This is a genomic window from Chlorogloea sp. CCALA 695 (assembly GCF_003003885.1).
Taxonomy (GTDB): domain Bacteria; phylum Cyanobacteriota; class Cyanobacteriia; order Cyanobacteriales; family Chroococcidiopsidaceae; genus Aliterella.
On record NZ_PVWN01000128.1, the window covers coordinates 1 to 3,709 of the forward strand.

At 43.4% G+C, this 3,709-nt stretch carries 6 protein-coding genes; 5 read left to right on the plus strand and 1 reads right to left on the minus strand.

The window, feature by feature from the left end:
- Positions 1-218: hypothetical protein (locus tag C7B70_RS26720; RefSeq protein ID WP_158260598.1), on the plus strand; the 218-nt coding region annotated here is incomplete at its 5' end.
- A 31-nt stretch (positions 219-249) separates the two neighbouring features.
- Complete coding sequence (locus C7B70_RS26725) at positions 250-420, plus strand: hypothetical protein (RefSeq protein ID WP_158260599.1); 171 nt, start codon at positions 250-252, stop codon at positions 418-420.
- 228 nt (positions 421-648) lie between these two features.
- Here C7B70_RS26725 and C7B70_RS26205 read toward each other — a convergent pair whose 3' ends face one another.
- Positions 649-807, minus strand: coding sequence for a hypothetical protein (locus tag C7B70_RS26205; RefSeq protein ID WP_233221154.1), 159 nt, complete (start codon positions 805-807; stop codon positions 649-651).
- A gap of 265 nt (positions 808-1,072) precedes the next feature.
- Here C7B70_RS26205 and ltrA point away from each other — a divergent pair, with 265 nt between their 5' ends.
- The 3 genes from ltrA to C7B70_RS25230 all read left to right on the plus strand — a co-directional run bounded on the left by ltrA (position 1,073) and on the right by C7B70_RS25230 (position 3,473).
- Positions 1,073-2,878 carry a group II intron reverse transcriptase/maturase gene (gene ltrA / locus C7B70_RS25220; RefSeq protein WP_106371617.1) on the plus strand — a complete coding sequence of 602 codons (1,806 nt, stop codon included), beginning with the start codon at positions 1,073-1,075 and terminating at the stop codon, positions 2,876-2,878.
- A gap of 117 nt (positions 2,879-2,995) precedes the next feature.
- Positions 2,996-3,211: a hypothetical protein gene (locus C7B70_RS25225; protein WP_106371615.1), complete on the plus strand. Its 216-nt coding sequence runs from the start codon at positions 2,996-2,998 to the stop codon at positions 3,209-3,211.
- The gene (locus C7B70_RS25230) at positions 3,198-3,473 is read left to right on the plus strand and encodes a hypothetical protein (RefSeq protein ID WP_146134179.1); all 276 of its coding nucleotides are present in this window, start codon (positions 3,198-3,200) and stop codon (positions 3,471-3,473) included. Before C7B70_RS25225 ends, C7B70_RS25230 begins: the two co-directional genes overlap by 14 nt.
- Positions 3,474-3,709 lie beyond the last annotated feature (236 nt).

The window sequence follows — 3,709 nt, forward strand, 5'->3', positions numbered from 1 at the left end:
AGGATTACTTTGTTGGTTACACGCATCTCAAGGACTATACTTGGTCAGCGCTAGAACCAGGTCAGAAAATTGATGTACTATCAATGCCAGCGCTCGAAGGCGAATCTCGTGTAGTGGCGGCGCTATCACCAGAAGGTACTATAAACGATTTTGAGGTAAATCAACGCTACATAGCTAGTACCATAAACGATGATGCACAAGGAGATATGGGGTTTTAGACCGATATCAACGTTATTAATGCTGTGCGCGATGCACGAAAATATCTTTTCGCACACAGCATTAACTTTAGTAATTATTGGAGGCTTACAAATGGCAACCAGCATACTTCCAGCCTTGTTAATGAGCGCCATCGCTTCAGTAATTCCATTGGCGCAGATTGCCCTATTCAAAGCACTTCTACGTTCGGGACTTAAAAATTAATTGTCCGCAGTCAATCTGAGCAAACTACTTACTAGGAAAAAGAAGGCAAACACCTATGAATTTTGAACGTAGAACCCTTAAGAGTGCGATTCGTTTAGCCTAAATGAGTAGTAATACTCAGGGACGGTTAACTTGATTCAAATAAGAATCATGATAACTGAATGACCATGTAGGTGTAAATCCTACCCCGCAGGTGCAGCGGTGAAAGCATCTCCCCCAGGTTCGCGACTAGCCATCAAAGCCTGAAGCGGGGAGAAAAGGTGGCTCTACTGGAAGCCTAATCCGGTATCCATCGAGCAAAAGTACCAATGAGTAACGTAAGTGAAGATGCACTTGAACCGTCGTAAGTTCTAACCAGCGAAATAAGGCTTTATGCGCTGGAGCCAAAAGGCAAAGAATATGGAGTTGGCAAGTTCTTGATTGACCAACACGCACTTCCGATAAATCCGGCGGATAGCATCACTCTAAAAGTACACAGAATGGTCATTCGGAACGAAGTAATCTCTCGCCTGCTCTCAGATAACTGAGAAGGTGCTAACCGGATGCAGCGAGTAGAAAAGATTGAGAAAGAAGCTAATGTTTTGGGTAATACCAAAAATATGCTGACGTTCTCATGGTGATTTGGAAGATAAAATGTCTAGTAGGAGTACAAATGTCCAATACGAGTTTAAAGACTACGGCGGAATGGCACGAAATTAACTGGCGCAAGCTAGAACGTAGCGTGTATAAGCTCCAAAAGAGAATTTATCAAGCCTCTAATCGAGGTGATGTGAAAACAGTTCGCAGGCTCCAAAAGACGTTAATGAAGTCCTGGTCAGCAAAATGTATATCGGTTCGTCGGGTAACACAAGACAACCAAGGTAAGAAGACGGCAGGAGTTGATGGTATTAAATCACTGACCCCTAAGCAACGTCTCACCCTGGTTGCCAAACTAAAATTACACTCAAAAAGCGCTCCAACCAGGCGAGTATGGATTGAAAAGCCAGGAAAGGATGAGAAGCGACCATTGGGAATTCCGACAATATATGACCGAGCATTGCAAGCGCTCATCAAGCTGGGATTAGAGCCAGAATGGGAAGCGCGATTTGAACCCAACTCATACGGGTTCAGACCGGGGCGCTCATGCCACGACGCGGTTCAGGCAATATTTGATGCAATCAAGCATAAAGCAAAATATGTGCTTGATGCCGATATTGCTAAATGTTTTGACCGTATCGACCACGAAGCGCTGCTAAATAAATTAAATACATTTCCTACAATTCGTCGCCAAATAAGGAGTTGGCTAAAAGCGGGAGTGATGGATGGTAAGCAGTTGTTTCCAACATCTGAAGGTACTCCCCAGGGTGGGGTAATATCCCCACTCCTGGCAAATATTGCCCTCCACGGGATGGAAAATCGGATTAAGCAATTCGCAGAGACACTTCCAGGTAGAAGTGGATTTGGGAAAGATGGGCATAAGAGTGCCTTAAGTTTAATCCGATATGCCGACGACTTCGTGATTCTCCACGAAGATGTAACCGTTGTCCAAAGATGCAGATTAATAATATCTGAGTGGTTAAAAGGCATGGGACTTGAATTAAAACCTAGTAAAACAAGGCTTGCCCATACTCTCAATCAACATGAGCAAGAAACACCTGGCTTCAACTTCCTTGGATTTCTGGTACGCCAGCATCCAGTAGGAAAGTACCAATCAGGGAAAAACACATATGGTAAATTGCTAGGTTTTAAAACAATCATTACTCCAAGCAAAGATAAGCAAAAGGTACATTACGACCGAATCGCTAGGGTAATAGAATCCCATCGGATGGTGCCACAATCGGCACTGATTAAACATCTGAACCCAATTATTCGGGGATGGGCTAAATACTACGCGAAGGTAGTAAGCAGCAAAGCTTACTCCAATATGGATAACCTCACGTACCAGAAGCTTAAAGCTTGGGCAAAACGCCGTCACCCCCTAAAGAACGGGAAATGGGTGTCAAATAAATACTGGCAAACCAGAGGCGATGATAACTGGGTATTCGCAACCAGACAAAAGGGCAAAAACCCTATATGGTTACTAGACCATGCCGATACTCCGATAGTTCGTCATGTAAAAGTTAAAGGCAAATCGTCACCATACGACGGCAACCTAGTTTACTGGAGTTCAAGAATGGGTGTCAATCCTGAAATGCCAAGTAGGGTATCAAAACTCCTGAAAAAGCAAAAAGGAAAATGTACCCATTGCAATATGTTTTTCCGTGAAAACGATGTGATGGAAGTTGACCATAAAATCCCTAAATCGCAAGGTGGAAAGGATTCCTACGACAACTGGCAACTACTTCACAGACATTGCCACGACACAAAAACTGCTAATGATAGCAGTTCTGGCAAAAATCCGGTTGTAACAGTACCGAGCCTAAGCCCACCAAGAAGACTTGAAAAAGTCGAGGATAAATGGGTAATGAGGTATGCGTGACAAGCACCAAATGACTAAGGAGCCGGATGAGGTGAAAGTCTCATGTCCGGTTTTGAAGACCAGCGGGGTTGGCAACAACCTCGTTGAGTTTAATAACAACACCCTCATAAAATAACTTTGGAATTTGACGTTACCAGTGATGTTGATATAGTCAAGTGTCAACAGATAGCTAACAATTTAGCCGCTTCGATTCCCGTACAGTTATTAGCCGAGCGCCGCATCGAAGTTACCTGTAACAAAGCTTTGGTACAACCATCGCCAAAGAGAACTTATGCAATGGTGCAATTACCTCCACGAGAGATGACAGTCAGCGTTACCAGTGGCAGAAAATAGTATGTGCAAACACTACATCAAAGAAACAGCGAGAGATCCTGTAGAATCCGGATTAACCAAACCTACATTCCCAACGCCCACAGTAACGATACCCATTGAGCTTTTGAGCGCGTTAATTGATTGCTGTGGTTTTGTTAATGCTTTTTTCCAAGGAATTGATCTGGAAAACCATCCTGATCCTGATGCTTGTATTTATCTAGAAAAGGAAGCAACAAAAACAGCAGCTAAAGCTATGGTTTATCTCTCCCAGGCAATCAATTGATTATTAATAGGCGGGTTTCCCTGCCTCACTTCTCGATTAATGCACCCTACCTACTAATCCCAATTCCTCTAATAGTTTGCCTACCATCATCTCAAAAGAATTTCAATAGGTGAAGGCAGTCTAGGGGCTTGATGGATTTTCTAGCCTCTATTTGCAAAGAAGATGCAAGTACAGAGAGAGTTGGCTATAGCGGCATTATTAACAGCAGAAACAGCTTTGGACAAACAGGAGCAACT